General features: G+C 47.3%; 20 protein-coding genes. 19 read left to right on the forward strand and 1 reads right to left on the reverse strand.

Annotated elements, in window-relative coordinates; translation table 11 throughout:
• The first annotated feature begins 42 nt into the window (after window positions 1-42).
• From BLR06_RS02045 to BLR06_RS02065, 5 genes are all read left to right on the forward strand, one after another.
• On the forward strand, window positions 43-1,914 hold the full coding sequence (locus BLR06_RS02045; RefSeq protein WP_092067787.1) for a YgiQ family radical SAM protein: 1,872 nt from the start codon (window positions 43-45) through the stop codon (window positions 1,912-1,914).
• Between the two features lie 88 nt (window positions 1,915-2,002).
• Window positions 2,003-3,037, forward strand: coding sequence for an extracellular solute-binding protein (locus BLR06_RS02050; protein ID WP_092067789.1), 1,035 nt, complete (start codon window positions 2,003-2,005; stop codon window positions 3,035-3,037).
• Between the two features lie 31 nt (window positions 3,038-3,068).
• Complete coding sequence (gene rimO / locus BLR06_RS02055; protein WP_092067791.1) at window positions 3,069-4,403, forward strand: 30S ribosomal protein S12 methylthiotransferase RimO; 1,335 nt, start codon at window positions 3,069-3,071, stop codon at window positions 4,401-4,403.
• Between the two features lie 215 nt (window positions 4,404-4,618).
• Window positions 4,619-5,875 (forward strand): competence/damage-inducible protein A, encoded by a 1,257-nt coding sequence (locus tag BLR06_RS02060; RefSeq protein ID WP_092067793.1) that lies wholly within the window; start codon window positions 4,619-4,621, stop codon window positions 5,873-5,875.
• A gap of 53 nt (window positions 5,876-5,928) precedes the next feature.
• Window positions 5,929-7,458, forward strand: coding sequence for a DEAD/DEAH box helicase (locus tag BLR06_RS02065; RefSeq protein ID WP_092069776.1), 1,530 nt, complete (start codon window positions 5,929-5,931; stop codon window positions 7,456-7,458).
• 89 nt (window positions 7,459-7,547) lie between these two features.
• Here the strand turns inward: BLR06_RS02065 and rpmE are convergent, their stop codons facing one another.
• Window positions 7,548-7,760 carry a 50S ribosomal protein L31 gene (gene rpmE, locus BLR06_RS02070; protein ID WP_092067795.1) on the reverse strand — a complete coding sequence of 71 codons (213 nt, stop codon included), beginning with the start codon at window positions 7,758-7,760 and terminating at the stop codon, window positions 7,548-7,550.
• Window positions 7,761-7,896: 136 nt separating this feature from the next.
• On the opposite strand from rpmE, the gene recA reads away from it, so the two are divergent.
• From recA to miaB, 14 genes are all read left to right on the forward strand, one after another.
• A complete protein-coding gene (gene recA, locus BLR06_RS02075) occupies window positions 7,897-8,931 on the forward strand; it encodes a recombinase RecA (RefSeq protein WP_092067797.1) in 1,035 nt (344 codons plus the stop codon).
• Window positions 8,924-9,373 (forward strand): regulatory protein RecX, encoded by a 450-nt coding sequence (locus BLR06_RS02080; RefSeq protein ID WP_092067799.1) that lies wholly within the window; start codon window positions 8,924-8,926, stop codon window positions 9,371-9,373. The genes recA and BLR06_RS02080 overlap by 8 nt, the downstream gene beginning before the upstream one ends.
• Window positions 9,374-9,596: 223 nt before the next feature.
• The gene (rny, locus tag BLR06_RS02085; protein ID WP_422699814.1) at window positions 9,597-11,132 is read left to right on the forward strand and encodes a ribonuclease Y; all 1,536 of its coding nucleotides are present in this window, start codon (window positions 9,597-9,599) and stop codon (window positions 11,130-11,132) included.
• Between the two features lie 209 nt (window positions 11,133-11,341).
• Window positions 11,342-11,860, forward strand: coding sequence for a hypothetical protein (locus tag BLR06_RS02090; RefSeq protein ID WP_092067803.1), 519 nt, complete (start codon window positions 11,342-11,344; stop codon window positions 11,858-11,860).
• 159 nt (window positions 11,861-12,019) lie between these two features.
• A complete protein-coding gene (locus BLR06_RS02095; RefSeq protein WP_092067805.1) occupies window positions 12,020-12,799 on the forward strand; it encodes a TIGR00282 family metallophosphoesterase in 780 nt (259 codons plus the stop codon).
• 125 nt (window positions 12,800-12,924) lie between these two features.
• Entirely contained in the window at window positions 12,925-13,185 is a 261-nt protein-coding gene (locus BLR06_RS02100) for a stage V sporulation protein S (protein WP_054260323.1), read from the forward strand.
• Between the two features lie 95 nt (window positions 13,186-13,280).
• Window positions 13,281-14,768, forward strand: coding sequence for a leucyl aminopeptidase (locus BLR06_RS02105; RefSeq protein ID WP_092067807.1), 1,488 nt, complete (start codon window positions 13,281-13,283; stop codon window positions 14,766-14,768).
• Window positions 14,768-15,592 (forward strand): PHP domain-containing protein, encoded by an 825-nt coding sequence (locus BLR06_RS02110; RefSeq protein ID WP_092067809.1) that lies wholly within the window; start codon window positions 14,768-14,770, stop codon window positions 15,590-15,592. Before BLR06_RS02105 ends, BLR06_RS02110 begins: the two co-directional genes overlap by 1 nt.
• Window positions 15,593-15,644: 52 nt before the next feature.
• A complete protein-coding gene (locus BLR06_RS02115) occupies window positions 15,645-15,914 on the forward strand; it encodes a translation initiation factor 2 (RefSeq protein WP_092067811.1) in 270 nt (89 codons plus the stop codon).
• Between the two features lie 138 nt (window positions 15,915-16,052).
• Complete coding sequence (locus tag BLR06_RS02120; RefSeq protein WP_092067813.1) at window positions 16,053-16,883, forward strand: Asp23/Gls24 family envelope stress response protein; 831 nt, start codon at window positions 16,053-16,055, stop codon at window positions 16,881-16,883.
• Window positions 16,884-16,899: 16 nt separating this feature from the next.
• On the forward strand, window positions 16,900-17,262 hold the full coding sequence (locus tag BLR06_RS02125; RefSeq protein ID WP_092067815.1) for a DUF3870 domain-containing protein: 363 nt from the start codon (window positions 16,900-16,902) through the stop codon (window positions 17,260-17,262).
• Window positions 17,246-17,602: a sulfite exporter TauE/SafE family protein gene (locus BLR06_RS02130; protein WP_245697990.1), complete on the forward strand. Its 357-nt coding sequence runs from the start codon at window positions 17,246-17,248 to the stop codon at window positions 17,600-17,602. Before BLR06_RS02125 ends, BLR06_RS02130 begins: the two co-directional genes overlap by 17 nt.
• Complete coding sequence (locus BLR06_RS02135; RefSeq protein ID WP_092067819.1) at window positions 17,599-17,988, forward strand: sulfite exporter TauE/SafE family protein; 390 nt, start codon at window positions 17,599-17,601, stop codon at window positions 17,986-17,988. Before BLR06_RS02130 ends, BLR06_RS02135 begins: the two co-directional genes overlap by 4 nt.
• 196 nt (window positions 17,989-18,184) lie before the next feature.
• Window positions 18,185-19,543 carry a tRNA (N6-isopentenyl adenosine(37)-C2)-methylthiotransferase MiaB gene (gene miaB / locus BLR06_RS02140; RefSeq protein WP_173812655.1) on the forward strand — a complete coding sequence of 453 codons (1,359 nt, stop codon included), beginning with the start codon at window positions 18,185-18,187 and terminating at the stop codon, window positions 19,541-19,543.
• The last annotated feature ends 3 nt before the right edge of the window (window positions 19,544-19,546 follow it).

Raw genomic sequence — 19,546 nt, forward strand, 5'->3', positions numbered from 1 at the left:
ATAGATTTGGATTTTACTGTTACAAGCAGGCAGGAGACAACCATGAAGAAATTCTTACCTATCACGAAAGCAGATATGCAGGAGCGTGGCTGGCAGCAGCTTGATTTTTTACTGATCAGCGGCGATGCTTATGTTGACCATCCAAGTTTCGGACCGGCCATTATCAGCCGCCTTCTGGAAAAACAGGGCTTTAAGGTTGGCATTATTGCCCAGCCTGACTGGCGCTCGACGATTGATTTTAAAAAATTGGGTAAGCCACGGCTGGGTGTGCTGGTGTCCGCCGGTAATTTAGACTCAATGTTGAATAAATTTACGGCAGCTAAAAAATTCCGCAGCAATGATGATTACTCTCCCGGCGGACAGGCGGGCTGCCGGCCGGACCGGGCAACCATTGTGTATTGCAATCGCATCCGCGAATTATGGAAAAAGATTCCGTTAATTATTGGCGGTATTGAAGCCAGCCTTAGGCGTTTCGCTCATTATGATTATTGGTCAGACAGTGTGCGGCGTTCAATTCTGGCTGACAGCAAAGCCGATCTGCTGGTCTATGGCATGGGTGAAAAGCAAATTACCGAAATCGCCGCCCAACTGGCTCAGTCAATAGCGGTGGCTGATATTTGCAATGTGCAGGGGACCTGTTACCGAACGACTTCCCTGGACGGTCTGTGGGATTATATTGAGCTGCCTGATTATGAAAGCATCCATAACAACAAGACCAAATTTGCGGAAGCTTTCAAAATACAATACCAGGAACAGGATCCAATTCGCGGCAAAACGCTGGTCCAACCCCATGGCGATGTTTATATTGTGCAAAACCCGCCCGCCTTGCCGCTGTCAAGCGTGGAAATGGATGAGGTTTATGATTTGCCTTATCAGCGTACTTTTCATCCTGCTTATGCGCAGGCCGGCGGAGTCCCGGCAATTCAAGAGGTTAAATTCAGTTTGGTAAGTCATCGAGGCTGCTTCGGCGGCTGCTCGTTTTGCGCCATTGTTTCCCATCAGGGGCGGATCATTCAAAGCCGCAGTCAGGAATCGATTATTAATGAAGCGAAGGTGCTGATCAAACAGCCGGATTTTAAAGGGTATATTCACGATGTCGGCGGCCCGACCGCCAATTTCCGGCTGCCGGCCTGTAAATATCAAGCCGAGCGGGGCGCCTGCAAAGGCAAACATTGTCTGGCTCCGTCGCCCTGTAAAAACCTTGAGACCGACCATACCGATTATCTTTCCCTGCTTAGAGCACTGCGGGCCTTACCCGGGGTGAAAAAAGTATTCATTCGTTCAGGACTGCGTTACGATTATCTGGTGGCAGCCAAAGACGAAGCGTTTTTACAGGAACTATGTGAGCACCATATCAGCGGCCAGCTAAAAATCGCCCCTGAGCATATTTCGGCCAAAGTGCTCCGCTTAATGGGCAAGTCAGGTAAAGACGTGTATCTGAAATTTGTCAAAGCCTATCAGCAAATGAATAAGGCAATCGGTAAAGAACAATATCTGGTTCCTTATTTTATGTCCAGTCATCCCGGCGCCGGACTAAAAGAAGCAATTGAGCTGGCCGAGTTTATCCGGGACCTTGATTACCGTCCTGAACAGGTTCAGGATTTTATTCCTACGCCCGGCAGTTTGTCCACCTGCATGTATTTTACCGGAATCAACCCTTTGACCAACGAGAAAGTCTATGTTGCGAAAGACCCGCTTGAAAAGAAAATGCAGCGCGCCCTGCTCCAATACCGCAACCCCAAGAACTATCATCTGGTGTATGAAGCCTTAGTTAAGGCCAATCGTCAGGATTTAATCGGCTATGAGGCAAAATGTCTGATTCGTCCCCCCAGGCAAACGCCCGGTATCCGGACAAAACCCAAGGTTCATACCAATTCTGCTCCGCGGCGCAAGCGTCCCCGCAAAACAGGCTGATTGACGTATTGGCAGAACTTGTACTTGCATAACAAAAAAATAAATTGTATAGTAGTATGTGCTTATTTTTTTAGCGGAGGTAACCACGATGCGTCGTTATCAGCCATTATTTTGGGTTGCTTTTATTGTCCTGTTCTTTGTTACCGCAGGCAGCACTTTTCTGTCCGGTTATGCGGATAAGCAGCATCCTGAGAGTATCAAGAATATTACCGTATATACAACGCTGCCGGTTGAGCAGGCCGCTGTTTTAGCCCAGGAATATGAAAAGGCCGCCAAAATCCGAATCAGTGTGGTTCCGCTTGCTGAGAATGATTTGCGCACCCGTATCCGTTTAGAGCAGAACAGCCCGCGCGCCGATGTCATTCTGGCCTCACGGGATCTCCTGGAAATCATCAAACAAGAGAATGCACTGGTCGCTCATACCTCTGAACAAACCGATATTGTTCCTGAACGGTTCAAAGAAGAACATGGCCTTTGGACCGGCGTATGGTATGATCCGATGATTTTCGCCGCCAACACGGATTATATTAAGGGACTGTCCCACCTTCCCACAACCTGGGCGGATTTGGCGAAGGAAGAGCAGCTGCGTATTGGCATTACTGATTTTCTGGCTGCCGATGCTGCCGCCAACTTATTGTATACCTTTGTTTCGGCCAATGGCGAAACAAAAACGCTTGATCTGTTACGTCAGCTTCATCCTAAAGTTGTTCAATATGCCAAATTTTTATCCACTCCGGTACGCATGGCCGGAATGGGTGAAGTCGATATTGCCGTTGCCGTCCAAAGTGAAACCATCAGATATGTTAAAGACGGTTTCCCGATTAATATCATCTACCCGGAAGACGGCACCGCCTATTTTTTAACCGGTGCGGCAATTGTCACCGGGACAAACCATACGGCCGAAGCAAAGCAATTTATCGACTGGCTGCTGCAGGATACCGCCCAGGCGGTTCTGCAGCAAAACAAATTTTTCTTCGTTCCCGCCAATCAGTCAACGACTGCTTACAAAGCCTTTACCAATAAAAACATTAAGTTATTAGACCATAAACCCGTTCTTACTGGCGAGGAGAAACGGCTGATCCTGGATAAATGGGTGCAATACGTACGCCTGAATTCCAGGTAGAAACAGCAAACACACCCTAGGAGGAAACTGAATGCTCAAAGCCGGATTTATCAGCCTTGGCTGTGCTAAAAATCTTGTAGATACCGAAGTAATGCTGGGGACCCTGGCCGCCAATGCTATTGAGATAACCGCCAATCCTGATCAGGCCGACGTAATCATTGTCAATACCTGCAGCTTTATTGATTCGGCCAAAGAAGAATCCATCAACGCCATCCTGCAGATGGCTGAGTACAAAAAACAGCACAATTGCCGGGCGCTTATCGTGGCGGGCTGCCTGGGACAGCGTTACCGGCAGGATTTACTGGAGGAACTGCCTGAGGTTGACGCTATTATTGGTACAAATGCCTGGCATCGTATTATGGAAGCGGTAAACGCCGCTTTAGCCGGAGAGCGGGTATTAATTGTCGGCGACACGGAAACCATTTATGATGAAACGATGCCCCGGATTGCTACCACGCCAACCTATACGTCTTATATTAAAGTTGCCGAGGGCTGTAACAACCGCTGTTCTTACTGCGTTATCCCCATGGTGCGCGGCAATTACCGCAGCCGCCCGGTTCAGTCAATTGTCGCCGAGGTGAAAAATCTCGCAGTACAGGGTATTAAGGAAATCAATCTTATCGCCCAGGATACCACCAGTTACGGTTCCGATTTGTATGGAACGCCACGCTTGACTGAGTTGTTGAAAGAATTAGTGACCATTGACGGAGTCGAGTGGATTCGCTTATTGTATTGTTACCCAAAATATTTTAGTGATGAGTTGATCGAACTAATTGCAAATCAACCTAAAATATGTAAATATATAGATATGCCGCTGCAACATGCCCATGATGATATCCTCAAGGCCATGTACCGCCGCGACAGCCGCCGGACAATAGAAGAACTGCTCAATAAACTGCGGTCGTCAATTCCCGGGGTTGCCATTCGCACTTCCTTCATCGTCGGTTTTCCCGGTGAAACCGAGGAACATTATCAGGCGCTGAAAGAATTTGTCAGGGAGCAGCGCTTTGATAAGGTTGGAGTTTTTACTTATTCCCGTGAAGAAGATACGCCTGCTTTTGCCCTGGCCAATCAGGTTGATGATGATGTTAAGCAGCAGCGTTATCATGATTTGATGGCGCTGCAGTGCCAGATATCAGAAGAGTTAAATCAGTCTCTGGAGGGCCGGACGTTTGAGATATTAGTTGAAGGACGCGATCCTGAGCAACCAAATCTTGCCTTTGGCCGGTCTTACCGGGAAGCACTGGATATTGACGGTCAGATTTTTATTGAAAATGACGCCGACAGCAAACCGGGCGAAATAATCCGGGCCAAAATCATCCAAGGCTTTACGTATGATTTATTGGCTGAAAAGGCAACCAGTTAAATATTACTTTTGACAACAAGGTCTCACTAAAGTATTTATTCGAGTATATTACGGACAGTAGTTTATGAAAATAGTAGTGACAGGAGTTGTCCTGCTATTTTTTATTTGTCCGGGCCTTAAGAGGCTAAAGCTTCTGGCCGGCGCAGCCGGAATACATAAAAGGAGTTACAGAGCACCAGGCAATAGGATGCGAATACATAGCGGGAGGTTTACTGATGATTGTAGAAATCTTAACAACCGGAACGGAATTATTGCTCGGGCAAATTGTCAATACCAACGCCCCCTATCTGGCGCAGCAATTAAACAAGCTGGGCTTTGATGTATTGTACCAGACAACCATCGGGGATAACCGGGAACGAATGTCCAGCGTGCTCATCCAGGCTTTATCACGGGCTGACCTGGTCATTACTTCCGGCGGCCTTGGACCCACTCAGGGTGATATCACAAAAGAAGTCTCCGCACAGGTTTTTAACCGTAAACTGGTTCTGCATGAACCCAGTAAAGCTAAAATTAAGTGCTTTTTTGCCGAGCGTCATGCCGCAATGCCGGAAAGTAATTTGCGGCAGGCCATGATCCCGGAAGGCGCCGTCATCCTCAATAATGAAAGAGGCACCGCCCCTGGGGTTATTATTGAAAACAACGGGAAAACACTGATCAATTTACCGGGACCGCCGCATGAGCTGGAGTTTATGTTTGAACAGTATGTTGCGCCTTACCTAAAAGGTAAATATGGTGTACAAGGCGCAATTGTTTCCAGGGTGCTCAGAACCTATGGCCTGGGAGAATCCATGCTTGAGGAAAAAATAAAAGATTTAATTCTCGCCCAGAAAAATCCGACCATCGCTCTGCTTGCCCGGAAGGGGGAAGTGGTCATCCGGCTTACGGCCAGGGGCGAGACTGAATTAGAGGCCAACCAACTTATCGCTGAATTGGCAGAAACAATAACACCGCGTATAAGTGAATACCTGTTTGGTATAGATGATGACAATATGGAATTTGTTGTCGGCCAAAACCTGCTGAGTAACAAGCTGTCCCTTGCGCTGGCCGAATCCTGCACCGGCGGGCTGGTCTCCAGCCGTTTAACCGATATTCCCGGCAGTTCGAGCTACCTGCAAGGGTCGGTTGTTTGCTATAGCAATGATGTTAAAGTACAGGACATCGGTGTGGCAAACGAAATCCTGTTACAGCATGGCGCTGTCAGCGAGCAAACTGCGATTGCAATGGCTGCTGGTATCCGGCGTAAGTTTTCAACCGATATCGGCGTTGGCGTGACAGGAATTGCCGGCCCGGGCGGCGCTACAGCGGATAAACCTGTTGGTCTGGTGTATATAGCAATTGATGGCCCGGCAGGTCCTAAATGCTATAAGAATCATTTTGAAGGACAACGTACTGAGATCAAGTTCCGTTCTTCCCAAGAAGCGCTTGATACGATAAGACGCTATGTACGTGACCTAACTTTATTAGGAGGATAGTTAATTTGAAAAAAGACACAGAGTTTTTTGGCGATATTCAATTAAGTAAAAAAATGCTGGCTGCAATTACTGAAATGGGGTTTGAAGAGCCATCACCCATCCAAAGCCAGACCATTCCGTTAGTACTGGCAGGAAATGATGTGATTGGCCAGGCTCAGACAGGTACCGGCAAAACCGCCGCCTTTGGCATACCGACCCTGGAAAGAATTGTTGATAACCGGCAAATTCAAGCGCTGGTGCTTACACCAACCCGCGAACTGGCCATTCAAATATCGGAGGAATTAACAAAAATCGGCAAATTTAAGCGTATTAAAGCTCTGCCGATTTATGGCGGGCAGTCCATCGACCGGCAAATCCGGGCCTTGAAATTTGGTGTCCAGGTGGTCATTGGCACACCGGGGCGCTTACTTGACCATATCAGACGCAATACCATCAAACTGGACTCGGTGAAAACATTGATTCTGGACGAAGCCGATGAAATGCTGGATATGGGCTTTATTGACGATATCGAAACAATCATCCAGAATATCCCTGCCGAAGACCGCCAGACATTGCTATTCTCGGCGACGATGCCGGCTCCGATTGCCAAGCTGGCCGGGAGATACATGAAGCAGCCCCACAAAGTAACCATAAGCAAAGAGCAGCTTACCGTCCCCCTGATTGATCAGTGGTATTATGAAACCAGAGAAAAACTGGAAGGTCTCTGCCGGGTATTGGATGTCGAGGAAATTGGCCGCTTAATTATCTTTTGCCGAACCAAAAAAGGCGTCGATGATCTTGTCGCCTCACTTCAGGCCAGGGGCTATATGTCAGATGGCCTGCATGGCGATTTGAGCCAGTCTCAGCGCGACCGGGTCATGAAAAAGTTTCGTGACGGCAAACTCGAAATTCTGGTTGCCACCGATGTTGCCGCCAGAGGTCTGGATATTGAGGATATCACACACGTCATCAATTATGATATTCCTCAGGATCACGAATCTTATGTCCATAGAATCGGCCGTACCGGCCGCGCGGGTAAAAAGGGATCGGCAATTACCTTTATTGAACCCCGTGAATACCGCCAGCTTAAAATCATTGAAAAACTGGCGAAAACCCGGATTATTCGTAAACAGCTGCCATCTTCAGCCGATATTTTAGAACGCCAGCGGGAAGTTATCAAAACCCGTCTGGCTCAAACACTGGACCGCCGGGGTTTTACCGATTATCACTCCATTATTGTTGATTTATCGTCAGACTATGACCCGGTTGACATTGCTGCCGCGGCGGTAAAGCTGTATCAGGAAGGATATAAGGAAAAACCGGAGGAAACGGCTGCGCCTTTAGCCCATACCGGCGCCGAGCCCGGTATGGTCCGCTTATTTATCAATATTGGACGATCCCAAAAAATCCGGCCTGAAGATATTGTCCGCACAATTGCCAATGAGGCCGATATACCGGGAAGTATGATTGGTGTAATTAATATTTACGATAAATTTACGTTTGTCGAAATTCCGGAAGATGTTGCGGAAAGAGTAATGTCAGTTATGCACCGGAATACCATTAAAGGCTATAAAATTAATGTAGAACCGGCAAAAAGCCGATAATTCGACGACACAATACACACACTTTAAGCAGGCCGGGTAAGGACGCCATGACCGGAATTTATGATTTCCGGCTGGATAAAAAAAGGGCATCAGCCCTTTTTTTTATCCAAACCGTACTTTTTGGTAAACCGTTCCAGCCGCCCGGTAGTGTCGACCACTTTCCGTACGCCGGTAAAAAAGGGATGGCATTTTGAACAAACGTCAACTTTCAGCGTCTTTTTGGTTGAACCGGTAATAAAGCTGTTGCCGCAGGCACAGCTTACTACTGTTTGGTAATAGTCTGGATGGATGCCGGTTTTCATACGTTCCCCTCCTGGAAATATCAGTTAAAATAAATTATGCCGGGGGCAGTAGATGTATTCGCATCCGCAAATTTATTGATTGACTTTACGGAATAAGCATTTGTAAAATGTAGTTGGAAGTAGAGGGAGGATGATCATGGACAAGCTAAAAGCATTAGAAAATGCGATGCGTCAGATTGAAAAAGACTTTGGCAAGGGTTCCATTATGAAATTAGGTGAAGCTGCCGCTAAAATGAATATTGAAGTTATACCAACCGGAACTTTATCGTTAGATGTGGCCCTCGGCGTTGGCGGCGTTCCCCGCGGCAGAGTTGTTGAGATATACGGACCGGAATCTTCAGGCAAAACTACGGTGGCCCTGCACATCATTGCCCAGGCGCAGAAAGCGGGCGGCATTGCCGCTTTTATTGACGCTGAGCATGCGTTGGATCCCGTCTATGCGAAAAAACTGGGCGTTGATATCGATAATTTACTGATTTCCCAGCCTGACCACGGTGAACAGGCTTTGGAAATAGCAGATGCGCTGGTCCGCAGCGGAGCGATCGATGTTGTAGTCATCGATTCAGTCGCCGCCTTGGTTCCAAAAGCCGAAATTGAAGGCGAAATGGGCGATTCCCATGTCGGCCTGCAAGCCCGCCTGATGTCGCAGGCAATGCGCAAGCTGACCGGAATTATCAGTAAGTCCCGCACGACAGCAATCTTTATCAACCAGATCAGAGAAAAAGTGGGTGTCATGTTTGGCAGCCCCGAAACGACGACCGGCGGCCGGGCGCTGAAGTTTTATGCGTCCGTACGCCTGGATGTCCGGAAAATTGATACATTAAAGCTGGGCAATGAAATGGTCGGCAACCGTACCAGGGTAAAAGTGGTTAAAAATAAAATTGCGCCGCCCTTCAAGCAGGCTGAGTTTGATATCATGTATGGCCAGGGTGTATCTCATGAAGGCTGTCTGGTCGATATTGGAACAGAGCTGGAAATTATCGAGAAAAGCGGCGCATGGTATTCTTTTGCCGGTACCCGTTTAGGCCAGGGGCGGGAGAATGTTAAGGATTTCCTGCGGGAAAACGCTGCTCTTGCCGGTGAAATTGAAGTGAAAATACGGGAAAAGCTGATGTTAAACGCCAATACCGCCAAACCGGCGGTGACGGCTGAGGCTACGAAAGTTGAGTGAAAAGCCGCTGGCTGCGGCTGTTAAAATGCTGTCGCTGCGCCTGCACAGCACGGCTGAGCTCCACTGTAAATTACTGGCCAAAGGCTATGATCCGGCAGAGATAGAACGAACGCTGGGCGAGTTGCAGCGGCGCGGATATCTTAATGACGCCGCGCTTTGCGATATGATCTACCGGAAATACCATGCGGCCTGCATGCATAGCGGCAGGGCTATCATAGCCAGGCTCAAAGCCCGTGGCCTTGATGATGCGCTCATCAGAGCCACTATGCAGGAATACGCCGATTTAGACGAAAGCAGGGCTGCGCTCAATTTGCTGTACAAACGCTATCGTAACCCCGAAGAGGTTGATCCGGCCAAATGGATGAGGTATCTGGCGGGGAAAGGATTTTCTTATGAAATCATCAGACAGGCGGCCAAGCTGCTGAATGATCCTATTATGTAAATATTTATGTTTATTAGATTCCGGTTAACTTGACACTACTTTCAAAAACATTTACAATTAATTTATCCAATCGTGTTAAAAAGATAGTGTTTGTTTGTATTTACTTTTAGAAGAGTAGAACCAATTGCTATAGGGGATCAATTGGTGAGAGACTTTTAAAAGCCGAGTTAAAGCACTCGGCTTTACCCTTATGATAATTTAAATATAAAGGAGGTGTAAGGTTATCTTTGAAATTATTATTGCCGCTTTAATTGTAGGAATTGTGGGAGTCACAGCAGGGTATTGGGCGCGAAAGAAGACTGCTGAAACACAAATTAATTCAGCTGAAGAAGCCGCAAAAAAGATTGTGGAAGAAGCAGAACGTTCCGCGCAAGCCAAAAAGAAAGAAGCTTTGGTTGAAGCTAAGGAAGATATTCATAAACTGCGGGTTGAGCTGGATCGTGATACCAAGGAGCGCCGTTCCGAGCTGCAACGCTTAGAGCGCCGTTTGCTGCAAAAGGAAGAAAATCTTGACCGGAAAATTGACTCTCTCGAAAAAAAGGAAGAAATTCTTAGCCGCAAAGAAGCTGAGTTAGATAAAAGCCATGAGAAAATAACAGAATTGCATGCCAGACAATCAGCCGAATTGGAAAGAATCTCCGGTTTAACATCAGAAGAGGCCAGAACTATGCTGCTGGCAAGCGCTCAGGAAGAAATTAAGCATGAGACTGCGATGATGATTAAAGAGCTGGAGCAACAAGCAAAGGAAGAGGCTGATAAAAAGGCACGCGAAATTATCTCTTTGGCAATTCAACGCTGCGCAGCAGACCATGTTGCTGAAACCACTGTCTCGGTGGTTGCCTTGCCCAATGACGAGATGAAAGGGCGTATTATCGGCCGTGAGGGTCGTAATATCAGAACCCTGGAAACGCTTACCGGTATTGATTTAATTATTGATGATACTCCAGAGGCTGTTATTCTATCAGGATTTGATCCTGTTCGTCGTGAAGTCGCCAGAATTGCTCTGGAAAAACTTATTACTGATGGGCGCATTCATCCTGCCCGGATTGAGGAAATGGTAGAAAAAGCCCAAAAAGAAGTTGAGCAAAGAATAAAAGAAGCTGGTGAACAGGCGACGTTCGAGACCGGAGTCCATGGGTTGCATCCGGAAATAATTAAACTGTTAGGACGCTTGAAGTACCGGACCAGTTATGGGCAAAACGTACTCAAGCATTCAATAGAAGTAGCGCATTTAGCCGGTGTAATGGCGGCTGAGCTGGGTGTTGATATAATGCTGGCCAAACGGGCCGGACTTTTGCATGATATCGGCAAAGCCGTTGATCATGAAGTAGAGGGTCCGCATGTTACGATCGGCGCTGATCTGGCTAAAAAATACCGGGAAAGCGCCGAAGTAATTAATGCGATCGGGGCCCATCATGGCGATGAAGAACCAAAAACGGTGCAGGCAGTGCTGGTAGCAGCAGCCGATGCCGTTTCAGCCGCCCGTCCGGGCGCTCGCCGTGAAAGCCTGGAAAGCTATCTGAAACGTCTGACACGATTGGAAGAAATTGCTGAATCATTTGACGGTGTTGACAAATCATTTGCCATTCAGGCCGGCCGGGAAATACGGATTATGGTTAAACCGGATAAGATTGACGATTTGACCTCGGTGCGTTTGGCCCGTGATATTGTCAAAAAAATCGAAAGTGAACTTGAATACCCGGGACAGATCAGAGTTACGGTTATCCGGGAAACACGGGCGGTTGATTACGCCAAATAACAAACAGAAACCCAAACGACCTTGTATTCATACGGGGTCGTTTTTTCATATCATACTCATTCATTCCCGATCTTACTGGCCGGCCCGGACAAAATATCTTCCAGTAATTTAAAAGAGGATTTAGCTCATCTCTAGAGAATTAGAGTAATTAGAATTGATATTAAATTCTTTTGCGATTAGCGATTATTAAATGACGGATGGTGAACCTTATGCTTAAATACCGACAAGACGATGAACAAGTTTCTGATGGTGTAAACCTGCTGATTTCAATCTTAGTGCGCTATCCTGAAATAGGCACCATCAGTTTTGATCCTAATCATGAGTCCTTGAAATTGACTTTTATGCTATCCGGTATTCCTTCACCAACTGAATTTGCTGCGATTAAACGCCTGATATCAGATAGTACGGCAGCCTATCATGAGCTGGAAGGTCTAAAGATTCGCAGCACGGATCTTCAAATGACTACTTATGAACAGGTAGCTATGCTTAATGTCATTCGTGATGTTGCAACCCTGTCCAAAAGCGAAATTGCCATTATGATTGCTTTATTGCGGGATAAATTTAAAGAGCGCCTGGTTACCGATTACAATGATTCGATGCTGGAGGAAGATTTGCTGGTGCAGGAAGAACTGATTGATAACATGTTGGAAAATATAAAGAAACATCATGCTGCTCATGGTCTGATCGGTATCAGAGAAGATGGCCGGGTTTTGGTTTTTAATAAATGAGGCCGCCAGCCTGCAAAACGCATAAACATTGATAACCAGGGTAATTTAAACAATAATTACGCTGGCTTTTTTTATCCGGTGGCTAGTGCTGCACCGACCCTGGGCGGAGAAAGGAAACATACTAAGGCGGAATCAATTCTTATTTAATGGAGGAATACCATGAACATACTGATCATCGGCGACATTTGCGGCAGACCGGGCCGGCAGGCGGCAGCCCATTACATTCCTCTGCTGCGGCAGGAATATCAGACTGATTTAATTATTGCCAACGGTGAAAACTCGGCCGGCGGCGTCGGCATAACCGCACCGGTAATGGATGAGTTACTCAATGCGGGAGTGGATGTGATAACCTCAGGCAATCATATCTGGGATAAAAAAGAGATACTGGACTTTATTGATAAAGCGCCCCGGCTTGTCCGCCCGGCCAATTATCCTCCGGGCACCCCGGGCTTTGGCTACACCGTACTGACTAAACAACAGGTCAAAATTGCCGTCGTTAATTTGGCGGGACGAGCTTTCATGCCGCCAATTGACTGCCCCTTCAGGGAAGCCGACAAAATTTTAACCGCTATTGCCGCACAGGCTGACATCATTATTGTCGATTTCCATGCAGAAACAACTTCGGAAAAAATGGCTTTGGCCTGGTATCTTGACGGACGTGTATCCTGTTTGGTCGGTACCCACACCCATATTCAAACTGCCGATGAACGAATTCTGCCAAACGGAACGGCCTACATTACCGATTTGGGGATGGTTGGCCCCTGGGACTCGGTATTGGGCGTTGACAAAGATTTGGTAATCAATAAATTTTTAACAGGCCTGCCGGCAAAGTTCCACCTGGCTGACGGCAGGAATGTTTTTTGCGCTGTTATCGTTAAAATTGATGAGGCAACCGGGAAAGCAACGGCAATTACACGAATTAAGCGATATTTAAACTAAATTTTCAAAATTTTTTCCTGCTCAAAAAAAGGAATTTCCAGGTAAATACAGAATAGGTGATACTATATAAGATAATAGGACTTTAAATGATTGCTTTTCTTAATTAAAGGAGGGTACAAAACAATATGGAAGTCTTAAAAGTATCAGCAAAATCCAATCCTAATTCCGTAGCAGGCGCTTTGGCGGGAGTCCTTAGAGAACGCGGCGGTGCTGAAATTCAGGCCATCGGGGCAGGAGCACTCAACCAGGCGGTAAAAGCAGTAGCGATTGCAAGAGGATTTGTAGCCCCACACGGTGTCGATTTAATCTGCATCCCTGCCTTTACTGATATTTTGATTGATGGTGAAGAACGAACCGCCATGAAATTGATCGTCGAACCCCGCTAAAAACATCTAAAACCTGTTCATAGAACAGGTTTACTTGTTTTATTTGGGCAAATATCGCATAATATAGAAATAACTAATCGTTTAGGGGTGAAGTTATGAAATTTGAACTATCTGCCGGCCAGGCTACTGCCGTACGATGCGATGTGCTGATTGTAAGTCTGTTCCAGCAACAAAAAGTAAATACGCCGCTCCAAGCGGAGGACGCCGCTGGCGTTCACCGGCTAATCCATGAATTTGCCCGGGCTAATCCCGACTGCGCCAAGTATGGCGAGGTCAATGCAGTCAGCATTGTACCTGCCGGCCAGGCCAAACAGATACTGATCCTTGGTTTGGGCGGCAAAGACAGCCTAACCCTGGATAAACTTCGGGCGGCGGCGGCGATTGCCATCCGGGCAGCCCGCAAGTTCAACCCTAATTCGGTCGCTGCGGTTATCCCCAAGCTTGAACAGTTTTCCGGCAAACGTATTGTACAAAGCATCGTCGAAGGAACAAAGTTAGGCAATTACCAGTTTCTTTATTATAAAACCGAACAGAAGCCTGCCAGTCAAATAGAAAAATTCCTCCTTGTAAACGATGCCGGTCAGGATAACGCGGCTTTGAAAAAAGCGCTGACTACAGCCACAATCATTGCGGAAAGCGTAAATTTCGCCAGAGACCTGGTCAATCATCCATCTTGCTATATCACACCAGCCCGTCTGGCGCATTATGCAGAGGAAATAGCCAAAACCGAAGGGCTGGAGGTTGAAATTCTCGATATTCCGGAAATGACGGATTTAAAAATGAGCGCATTACTGGCCGTAGCCCGCGGCAGCGCACAGCCGCCAAAGCTCATCACGCTGAAGTATATTGGCGATAAGGACAATGCTGAATTATTCGCCTATATTGGCAAGGGAATTACCTTTGACAGCGGCGGTATCTCCCTAAAACCAAGCGCCGATATGGGCGACATGAAAGGAGACATGGCCGGTGGAGCGGCAGTGCTTGCGGCCATGCAGGGCATTGCCAGGCTGAAACCCAAAGCCAATATTCTGGCAGTGATCCCCTGCGCTGAAAATATGCCCTCCGGCTGCGCCCTCAAGCCAGGCGACGTCATCAATTCTATGGGCGGTTATACCATTGAAATCATTACCACCGATGCCGAGGGGCGTCTGCTGTTAGCTGATGCGGTCACTTATGCCCGAAAACTGGGAGCAACCAGGCTGATCGATATTGCGACCCTGACCGGAGCCTGTGTGGTAGCATTGGGCGATGTTGCTTCCGGTGTAATTACGAATGACCAGGACTGGTGCCGGCGGCTTTTCACCGCCGCAGAACACTGCGGCGAAAAGCTATGGCAGCTGCCGGCATACGAGGAATATAAAGAGCAAATAAAAAGTGATATCGCCGATATAAAGAATTCAGGCGGCCGGAAGGCGGGGATGGTTACCGCCGGATTATTTATTGAGAAATTTGCCGCCGGTACGCCCTGGGCGCATATTGATATTGCCGGAACTTCCGATATCACAGCCATAAAAGGTTATAACCCGAAAGGCGCGACCGGGGTTTCCGTCAGAACACTCATTCAATTGGCGCTGGAGAACTGATGGGCGCTGATTTGCACATTCATACCACCGCCTCTGACGGCCGGTCATCACCGCGGGATATTGTCGATCAGGCCATTGCCGCCGGCCTAACTCATATCGCAATTACCGATCATGACACAGTCAATGGACTGGTCGAACTCTACCGGTCCATTGATCTAAGCGGCAAACCGCTTACCGTCATTCCCGGCATTGAATTCAGCACTGATTTACCGCAGAATGAAGTGCATATCCTCGGCTATCATATCGATATTTTCCATCCCGCCCTAGAGGAGCAGTTGGCAATCATTGTCGACGACCGCTGGAAGCGGGTTGAGCGTACCCTGGCTAAACTGACCCAATTAGGCTATCCTATAGAATATAACCGCGTAGTCGAACTGGCAGGCTCAACTACAGCCATCGGCCGGCCGCATATTGCCCGGGCTGTGGTTGAAAAAGGCTATTTTACCAATGTTACCGATGTTTTTCATGCGCTGCTCCATAAAAATGGTCCGGCTTATGTACCGCATTATAAATTGGAATATCGTTCGGTGCTGAAGCTGATCACAGCAGCAGGGGGAATACCGGTTCTGGCTCATCCGGGCCTGGTCGGCGATGACCGCATTGTCGATGATATTATTGCCGCCGGCATCAGGGGGATTGAAGCCTACCATCCCCGCCATGATTCCAGACAAACCCGGAAATATTTGGACCTGGCCGCAAAACACCATTTGCTCGTCACCGGCGGCTCTGATTATCACGCCATTCCCAGCCGATTTCCCGGCAAACTTGGCATTTTCACTGTTCCCGCCGAATTGGCCTTGCATTTAACTGCCGGTTTGTCATGAATCAACCGCTTAAGAATATAATATGATACAGAACTTTTTCAGGAGGATGGTTATGACCGAAGACATCAACCTGATTGACGGGCTGCGCGAGCGTATTCGTGAATTGGAAGACAAAGTTGAAGCGCTGAGAATTAGCCGCCGGGTGTTAATGAACCTGATTGACAGTCTGGAAAATGAAAAACGCGAGACTCTGACCCAACTGGTAAATAAAAATGAAAAGCTGCAAAAGAACAACTGCCGTTACGCCAAGGCACTCATGTGCCAAAATTTAAAAATTACAAAACTTGAGCAAGAACTCAAAAATTTTTCCGCCTCTACTTGACAACACCTGTAAAGGTGTTTATTTTTATAATATTGGATATATTGTTTATAGCGCAGGTCGAAAAACCCCTTGCAATTTATCCCAAGTTTCAAATGACGCACAGTACATACAACCGATGATGGTAGGGAGGGGCCAGGGATGGAGGTCATCGCATTAGTTGGAGCAAGCGGCACAGGCAAAAGCCATCGGGCCCTGATTGTGGCCCATGAATATAATATTGACAGCATTATTGACGATGGAATTCTCATTAAAGACAGCAAGATTATCGCCGGCCAGTCCGCCAAAAAAGAACCAAGCAAAATCCAGGCTGTACGCCGGGCAATTTTTATGCAGCCGGAGCACGCGGCGGAAGTGCGTCAGGCCATAGCCGCCGTCAAGCCGAATAAGATCCTTATTTTGGGTACTTCCGACAATATGGTAAATAAAATTGTAACCGCGCTCAAACTTCCTCCCATAGCAAAGATTGTTCGTATCGAGGAAATTGCCACCAGGTCTGAAATTGCCAAAGCCCGGGAAAGCAGGCTCAAAGAAGGCAAGCATATCATTCCGGTACCGACAATTGAGTTAAAACCGCATTTTTCCGGTTATCTCATTGATCCGCTGGAGATATTTTTCAAGAAGCCGCAGACCAAGCGGCGCCGAATAGGCGAAAAGTCCATTGTGCGGCCGACCTTTAGTTATTATGGCAAGCTGCTCATTTCGGATGCAGCCATTGCGGCAATTGTTGATCATGTTGCCACCAGTCAGCCTGATATCACCCGGACTTCTCAAATAAAAATTAAAAATTTTCAGGAACAGGAAAAAGAAAAAGGAATTTCGATTACTTTAGATGTAACTATTAAATATGGCAGTTCAATCTGGCAAAATGTCCGCCATACGCAAAACAAAGTCAAGTCGGTAGTCGAGCAAATGACCGGCCTGGTCGTAAGAGAGGTTAATATTGCAGTAAAAAGTCTAAGTATTGATTAACGGGAGGCATAATAAGTTGAATCCCAACTTCGTATTATTTTCCGGGTATGCCAAATTACCAACAGGAATAACGGCAAGCGAACTGTATAAGATTATCGGAGTAATTGTCCTGGTCAACATGGATACAGGGGAAATCATTGAGGCGGATTGCACGTTGGCTACTCAGCTGGCCCGCAGGCATGTGTCGGCGGCATTGGTTGGTCATATGCTAACCGACGGCCCCGACCAGCTGGCTCAGCTCATTGATAAAATCTACCAGGGCAATGCTAAAAAAGCAATTATCACCGCTTTGAGAATCATTTATGACAAATACCGTAACTGTCATCTTGAGAATCAGCCGGATTCTGTGGGGAGTAATCAGTGTGAACAAACAAGCTAGATGTATGCTCATTGGCGTCATTGCCGGTTTGCTCAGCGGATTGTTTGGCGTCGGCGGCGGTATCGTTTTGGTACCTGCAATGACCTCTTATCTGGCTGCATCTCAGCATATTGCCCATGCCACTTCACTGGCGGTGATTATTCCAACTGCGCTTACCGGCAGCCTGGTCTACAGCAGGTATGGTAATTTAGACATCAGCCTGGCGCTTTGTCTGGCTGCGGGAAGTTCAATCGGGGCATTAGCCGGAGCCATGCTGATGCAAAAACTGTCGGCAATTCAGCTTCAGTATAGTTTTGGCTGTTTGCTTATTGTCATCGGACTAAGGATGATATGGCCATGATGATCCTGATATTTTTACTTATCGGACTTATCTCAGGTGTGCTGAGCGGTATGCTTGGCGTGGGCGGCGGTCTGATTCTCATCCCGTCAATGGTGTTGCTGGCAGGCTTCAGCCAGCATATGGCCCAGGGAATATCCTTATTGGTCATTATTCCCACTGCCCTGGCGGGCGTGTGGCGGCTGAATAAAGATCATTTAATTGATTTAAGACTGGCATTGCCTTTAGCGGCAGGCTCGGTAATTGGAACCCTGGTCAGTGCAAACTTTATTCAGAGCCTTCCCTCAAGTCAATTACGAATTATTTTTGGCGTTTTTGTTGTTGCAACCGGTATAAAAACACTGGTGAACGCCCGAAAAAAGCAAAGAGTGGCCGAAAGTGATGAATGAAATCATGCAGCGCTAAAAATGCAGGGGATGTCTAGATGCGAAAGCATGATAGACATCCCTTTTAAGCTTCTCCTGCGCCCAATCAGCAATAGTAAAAAAAACGGGCTGAAATAGCGATTGAGACGATCGTTCATTTGTTTCAAAGTCATTATTAGGATATAATAACCAAGAGAAATAATTAGGAGCGATGATCATGATGACAGAAGATAAATACAGCAGTCAGATTCAGCAACCTCAGGCGAAATTCTTTACGACCATAACCTATGGCTGTCAAATGAATGAAAATGATTCCGAAAGGCTGGCAGGGCAGTTAAAAAGCATTGGCTATGAACACTCGGATAATCTGGAAAAAGCTGATATAATATTAATTAATACCTGTTGCGTAAGAGAAAGCGCTGAAAAGAAAATATACGGCAAGATTGGCGAACTAAAACGGCTGAAAGCGGTTAATCCCAACCTTATTATCGGTATTACCGGCTGCATGGCCCAAAAAGACCGCGAAAAACTCTTTAAAAAAGCCTCTCATATTGATCTGGTAATGGGGACACATAATATTCATGAGCTGGTCAAACTGGTCAGGGAAGTAGAAGCGTCTAAGGGCAAGGTGCTGGCGGTATGGGATCAGGCCGAACGAATGGCGCCCAATGTGCCGACAGTACGGCGGGGACGGATATCGGCCTGGGTACCGATTATGTACGGCTGCAATAATTTTTGCACTTATTGCATTGTGCCCTATGTCCGCGGCCGGGAACGCAGCCGGCCGGTAGAAGATATTGTGGATGAAATCCGGCAATTGGGCAAGGAGGGCTTTAAAGAAATAACCCTGCTGGGACAAAACGTAAATTCTTACGGAAAAGATCATGACGGCAGTGATTTCGCCGATTTGCTCAGCGCTGTGGATGCCATTGACAGCATTGAACGGATTCGCTATATGACCTCCCATCCCCGCGATATGAATGATAAAGTCATTGCCGCGGTAAAGGACAGCAGAAAAATTTGCCGGCATTTTCACTTGCCGATTCAGTCCGGCAGCGACGAAATTTTGCGCCGGATGAACCGCGGTTATACCACAGGCTACTATCGGGAACTGGTTGATAAAATTCGTCAGGCCATTCCCGGGGCTTCTCTTACCACCGATTTAATTGTCGGCTTTCCCGGCGAAACAGACGAACTGTTTGCCGAAACGCTGAATTTTATGAAAGAAATTGAGTATGACGCCGCCTACACCTTCTTATATTCGCAGCGCTCCGGCACACCGGCCGCCACCATGCCGGATCAGCTGCCGCTGGCCGTCAAAAAGGCCCGGCTCCAACAGTTAATGCAGGCGCAAAACGAGATCAGCCTCAAAATCAATAAACGCCTGGAGCAGACTGTTGTCGAAGTACTGGTTGAAGGGCCCAGTAAAACCGATGACCATAAGCTCATGGGCCGCACCGGCGCCAATAAAATTGTGCTGTGGGAAAAGCAGGGCCCTGAACAGGTTGGACAACTTGCCCGGGTAAAGGTTGAGACCGCTCAAACCTGGCTGCTCAAAGGCCGGCTGGTATTATTGTAATAC

Source organism: Dendrosporobacter quercicolus, assembly GCF_900104455.1.
Lineage (GTDB): Bacteria > Bacillota > Negativicutes > DSM-1736 > Dendrosporobacteraceae > Dendrosporobacter > Dendrosporobacter quercicolus.

Excerpts from the sequence above, each read along its gene's own strand:
- BLR06_RS02045 (WP_092067787.1), top strand. The coding sequence starts at position 43 with ATGAAGAAATTCTTACCTATCACGAAAGCAGATATGCAGGAGCGTGGC.
- BLR06_RS02050 (WP_092067789.1), top strand. The coding sequence starts at position 2,003 with ATGCGTCGTTATCAGCCATTATTTTGGGTTGCTTTTATTGTCCTGTTC.
- rimO (WP_092067791.1), top strand. The coding sequence starts at position 3,069 with ATGCTCAAAGCCGGATTTATCAGCCTTGGCTGTGCTAAAAATCTTGTA.
- BLR06_RS02060 (WP_092067793.1), top strand. The coding sequence starts at position 4,619 with ATGATTGTAGAAATCTTAACAACCGGAACGGAATTATTGCTCGGGCAA.
- BLR06_RS02065 (WP_092069776.1), top strand. The coding sequence starts at position 5,929 with ATGCTGGCTGCAATTACTGAAATGGGGTTTGAAGAGCCATCACCCATC.
- rpmE (WP_092067795.1), bottom strand. The coding sequence starts at position 7,760 with ATGAAAACCGGCATCCATCCAGACTATTACCAAACAGTAGTAAGCTGT.
- recA (WP_092067797.1), top strand. The coding sequence starts at position 7,897 with ATGGACAAGCTAAAAGCATTAGAAAATGCGATGCGTCAGATTGAAAAA.
- BLR06_RS02090 (WP_092067803.1), top strand. The coding sequence starts at position 11,342 with ATGCTTAAATACCGACAAGACGATGAACAAGTTTCTGATGGTGTAAAC.
- BLR06_RS02095 (WP_092067805.1), top strand. The coding sequence starts at position 12,020 with ATGAACATACTGATCATCGGCGACATTTGCGGCAGACCGGGCCGGCAG.
- BLR06_RS02100 (WP_054260323.1), top strand. The coding sequence starts at position 12,925 with ATGGAAGTCTTAAAAGTATCAGCAAAATCCAATCCTAATTCCGTAGCA.
- BLR06_RS02105 (WP_092067807.1), top strand. The coding sequence starts at position 13,281 with ATGAAATTTGAACTATCTGCCGGCCAGGCTACTGCCGTACGATGCGAT.
- BLR06_RS02110 (WP_092067809.1), top strand. The coding sequence starts at position 14,768 with ATGGGCGCTGATTTGCACATTCATACCACCGCCTCTGACGGCCGGTCA.
- BLR06_RS02115 (WP_092067811.1), top strand. The coding sequence starts at position 15,645 with ATGACCGAAGACATCAACCTGATTGACGGGCTGCGCGAGCGTATTCGT.
- BLR06_RS02120 (WP_092067813.1), top strand. The coding sequence starts at position 16,053 with ATGGAGGTCATCGCATTAGTTGGAGCAAGCGGCACAGGCAAAAGCCAT.
- BLR06_RS02135 (WP_092067819.1), top strand. The coding sequence starts at position 17,599 with ATGATGATCCTGATATTTTTACTTATCGGACTTATCTCAGGTGTGCTG.
- miaB (WP_173812655.1), top strand. The coding sequence starts at position 18,185 with ATGACAGAAGATAAATACAGCAGTCAGATTCAGCAACCTCAGGCGAAA.